The sequence below is a fragment of the Protofrankia sp. CiP1_Cm_nod3 genome, from assembly GCF_982290655.1.
In genome coordinates this window covers 5,522-9,472 of record NZ_CEVIVD010000106.1, presented here as the reverse complement: position 1 = coordinate 9,472, position 3,951 = coordinate 5,522, and the positions used below count along the sequence as shown (strand labels likewise).

Genomic DNA, 3,951 nt, shown 5'->3' with positions numbered 1-3,951 from the left:
GGGCCCGGGCGCCGCGCGGGCCGCTGCCGCGTCGTCCGCCCTGATCTCCGCCTCGGCCGCCGGCCCGACGGCTGCCGGCGCCGGCATCGCCGCGGCCGGCGGGCCTGTCGTCCCCACCTCGCCGGCGTCCGTCCTGCCAGTGGCATACCGGCAACCGGCCGCCGGCGGCGGATCCCCCGTCCTCACGCCCTTCGGGGAGGCACTGCTCGCCCGGGTGCGGCAGGTCGCGCGCACCTCCGGGGGGACGCCGTGAGCGGGGGGACGCAGTGAGCCGCGCGGAACTCACCGGCCGAGGCCTGGTGCGCCGCTACGGGGGGCTCACCGCGGTCGACAACGTCGACATCACCGTCGCGCCCGGCAAGGTCACCGGGCTGATCGGCCCGAACGGAGCCGGCAAGTCGACGCTGTTCAGCCTGCTCACCGGGGTGGAGAAACCCGATGGCGGCAAGGTCTTCCTCGGCGGCCGCAACATCACCCGGATGCGCCCGGACGTGCGGGCCCGCCACGGGCTCGTCCAGACCTTCCAGGTGCCGTCGCTGTTCACCAGCATGACCGTCATGGACAACCTGCTGGTGGGCGCCGAGAACAGGCACCGCGACTACATCGGCGGGCTGCTGGGACGCACCCCGCACGGCAGTGCCCGCACCCGGCGGGTGATGACCCGCACCCTGGAGTCCCTCAACCTCACCGGCATCGCCGACACGACCACGGGAACACTGCCGACCGGGGCGCTGCGCCTGGTCGAGCTCGCCCGTGCCCTGTGCGCCCGGCCCGACGTCCTGCTGCTCGACGAGCCGGCCAGCGGGCTGGACGGGCAGGAGACCGAACGGCTCTCCGGGCTGCTGCGGCAGGTCGCCGACGAGGGGGTCGGCATCCTGCTGGTGGACCACGACGTCGAACTGGTCTTCTCCGTCACCGACCAGGTGTACGCGATGGTGGGCGGGCGTATCGTCGCCGACGGGGCACCGGCTGCCGTCCGTGAGGATCCGACCGTACGGGCCGTCTATCTCGCGCAGGGGCCGCTGGCATGAGCGCTGAACTGGTACTGACCGGCGCCCGCGCCGGTTACGGGACCATCGAGGTCCTGCACGGGCTCGACCTGACGGTCCCCGCGGGGAAGGTCACCGCGCTGCTCGGGGTCAACGGCGCGGGCAAGAGCACCACGCTGCGGGTGCTCGCCGGCGTGTTACCGCTGCGGTCGGGCTCCCTGACCTGGCAGGGCAGGACGATCACCAGAATGTCGGCCCTGGAGCGGGCCCGTTCGGGCCTGATGTTCGTCCCAGACGAACGCGCGGTCTTCGCCACCCTCACCGTGCGGGAGAACCTGCAGGTGGTGGTGGAGGCGATCGGGCAACGGGACATCTCCCCGGCGCTGGAGGCCTTCCCCCGGCTGGGCGAGCGGCTCGCCCAGCGGGCCGGGACGCTCTCCGGCGGCGAGCGGCGCATGCTCGCCCTGGCCCGGGCCCTGCTGGCCCGGCCCAGGGTGCTGCTGGTCGACGAGCTCTCCCTCGGCCTGTCACCCAAGGTCGCCAGCGAGCTGTTCACCTGGCTGGCGACGGTCGCGCTCGGCGGGACGACGGTGGTTCTCGCCGACCAGTACACCAACGACGCCCTCGGCCTCGCCGACGTCGCCTACGTCCTGCACCGGGGTGAGTGCTCGTTCGTCGGGGATCCCGCGGAGCTGCATCCGGCCGTCTCCGCCGAAACGGTCTGACTCCACCGGACCGGTCTGGCTTCACCGGACCGGTCCGAGCCCTGTGCCCGGGCCCCGGTGGGCGCATCCACCAGGGCCGGGCACAGGGCTTCACGCGGGTCTTCCCCGGGTGCTCACTCGGCCGGGTAGGACAGGTTCGGGACGGTGAAGCAGTTGGTGTTCATGTCCTTGACCTGGGTCACCCAGCCTCCCTTGCCGCCGTTCGCCGAACTCTCCCAACGGGCGACGTTGATGCAGTTCCGGTCGGTCTCCGGGGGGGCCGCGAGCTTGGTGAAGTTGCGTGGGGTCAGCAGACCGTCACCGTCATAGTCCTGCGGGCGGTTCAGGAACTGCTCGACGCACGCCCGGGTGAGGTTCGCGCCGCACGACCTGATCGCGTCGGTGAGCCACTGGGCGGACGCGTAGCCCTCGAGGGTCCAGATGCTCAGCTTGCCCTCGCGCGCGGGCTGGTGCTTCGCCATGTCCGCCCGGAACCTGGCCACCGCCGGGTAGTTCGTGTCGTTGTAGTTACGGATCGTGCTGATCGCGTAGGTGGAGTCACGGCAGTTGGGGGTGTCCGCGAAGGTCTGGCCGAAGGTGTCGGTCCATCCCTGCGAGGTGGTCACCTTCGCCTTGACGGTCAGCCCCTGGGCCTGCATCGACTTGCACAGGGCCAGGTTGCCGTTGTCCTCCATCGCGTCGAAGATCACATCGGCCCCGCGGGCCTTCAGGTCCAGTACGGCCGCGTCGAAGTTCGGGGCAAAGTAGTTGATCTCTTTTTCGACGACCGTGTAGCCCTCCCGGCGCAGGCCGTCGGCAACCGACTGCGCGTAACGCTGGGACGGCGCGACGTTGTAGTAGACCACGCCCGCGACCCTGGTGCTCAGGTTCTCCTTGAGCCACCGGTAGTTCTCGGTGCCGGCGTAGAGGTTCCCGTTGTAGCCGGGCTGCCTGCCGTCACGCGGATAGTAGCTACCGTAGATCGAGTACAGATGCGGGTACTGGTCGTAGGCGCTGCTGGTCGGCTGGCCGCCGACGTCCGGCACCCCCTTGGAGTTCAGGTACTGCGCGCCGGCGTAGTCGAACGCCGACACCCCGGCCAGGGCGAAGACCTTCTCGTCGTCGACGAGCTTGCGCACGCACGCCGTGTTGTCCGGCCCGCTGCCGTGGTCGTCACACTGGACGAGCGTGACCTTACGGCCGTTCACACCACCGGCGGCGTTGAGCGCGTCGAAGTAGGCCTTCGCGCCGTAAAGGGAGGTGGAGAAGGTCTCCGACCCCAGCGGGCTGGTCAGACCGACGATCACACCGACTTTGACGTCGTTCGCGGTCACGCCGGTATCCGACGCCGTGTTGGCCCCGGCACCCTGGGTGGGGCCGCCCGGCGGCGGGCTCGAGTCGTCCACCCTGCTTCCGCAGGCCGAAAGCACGAGCGCGGACAGCGTGGCAATGACGACGAGCAACCTCGCTCGCATAGGCATGCTCTCCCCCGGGATCGTTGGTTACCCCAAGACGCTATTGCGCCGGCCGGGCCCCTGCGCGTCGTGCTGCCGACAGGAAGTCCCAGCGTTTCCCGGCCGTTGACGTAACGCTGGGAAACGTCCGTCCGGGTGGCATGCCCGGAAACGGATCCGCGCCGTCCCCACCGGGGCCGTCACCGGCCGGCCCCGGAGCAACGGCCCTGACGTGTCACAGGAACCGGCGCCACCACCGCCGGCGGGACGTCGAAGGGACCGGCTGCGGCACCTGGGTGTCATCGGGCTCTCCCACGGTCTCGTCCGCGCCGCCCTCGGCATGCTCCGGGGTATCCCTGGCGGCCGCGGCAGCCGGCACCGCGTCGCCCGGGGCTTCATCGCCCGGGGCTTCGTCGCCCGGGATCACATCCTCTGGGGCTCCGCCGCCGGCTGCCGCGCCGCCGGGCCGCTGGCTCCCGGAGACGTCGGCGTCGGAGGCCTCCCCGGCGGCTGCCTCCGGAGCGGACGCCGGCTCGGCCACGGACGGTGCCACCACGGACGGCTCGTGGTCGCCGGACAGCTCCTGGTCACCGACGGCCGCGGGCGGGGTGGCCGTGGCGGGTTCGGGAGTCTCGGCGCGCACGCCGGTATGCTCCACGGCCTCATCCGCCACCACGGCCGGAGCCCCTGCGGCCGTCCCGTCCACCGTGACCTGCTCGGCGGCGGACCGCGTTCCGGCGGACACGGGCTCCTCGACAACCGGTGCCGGGGCCACCTCGTCCGGCTCGTCCGGCTCGGCCACCT

At 71.7% G+C, this 3,951-nt stretch carries 4 protein-coding genes and 1 pseudogene; 3 read left to right on the top strand and 2 right to left on the bottom strand.

Going from position 1 to position 3,951, the window contains the following annotated elements:
• From AC5LUJ_RS17860 to AC5LUJ_RS17850, 3 genes are all read left to right on the top strand, one after another.
• A partial coding sequence (locus tag AC5LUJ_RS17860; protein ID WP_250282939.1) for a hypothetical protein occupies positions 1-253 on the top strand: 253 nt, incomplete at its 5' end.
• A 13-nt stretch (positions 254-266) separates the two neighbouring features.
• Positions 267-1,031, top strand: coding sequence for an ABC transporter ATP-binding protein (locus AC5LUJ_RS17855; RefSeq protein WP_250282937.1), 765 nt, complete (start codon positions 267-269; stop codon positions 1,029-1,031).
• On the top strand, positions 1,028-1,714 hold the full coding sequence (locus AC5LUJ_RS17850; protein ID WP_250282935.1) for an ABC transporter ATP-binding protein: 687 nt from the start codon (positions 1,028-1,030) through the stop codon (positions 1,712-1,714). Before AC5LUJ_RS17855 ends, AC5LUJ_RS17850 begins: the two co-directional genes overlap by 4 nt.
• A 113-nt stretch (positions 1,715-1,827) precedes the next feature.
• Here the strand turns inward: AC5LUJ_RS17850 and AC5LUJ_RS17845 are convergent, their stop codons facing one another.
• Together AC5LUJ_RS17845 and AC5LUJ_RS17840 are read right to left on the bottom strand one after the other, a co-directional pair.
• The gene (locus AC5LUJ_RS17845; protein WP_250282933.1) at positions 1,828-3,168 is read right to left on the bottom strand and encodes an ABC transporter substrate-binding protein; all 1,341 of its coding nucleotides are present in this window, start codon (positions 3,166-3,168) and stop codon (positions 1,828-1,830) included.
• Between the two features lie 214 nt (positions 3,169-3,382).
• Positions 3,383-3,951, bottom strand: a pseudogene (locus AC5LUJ_RS17840) (hypothetical protein); the annotation flags it as partial.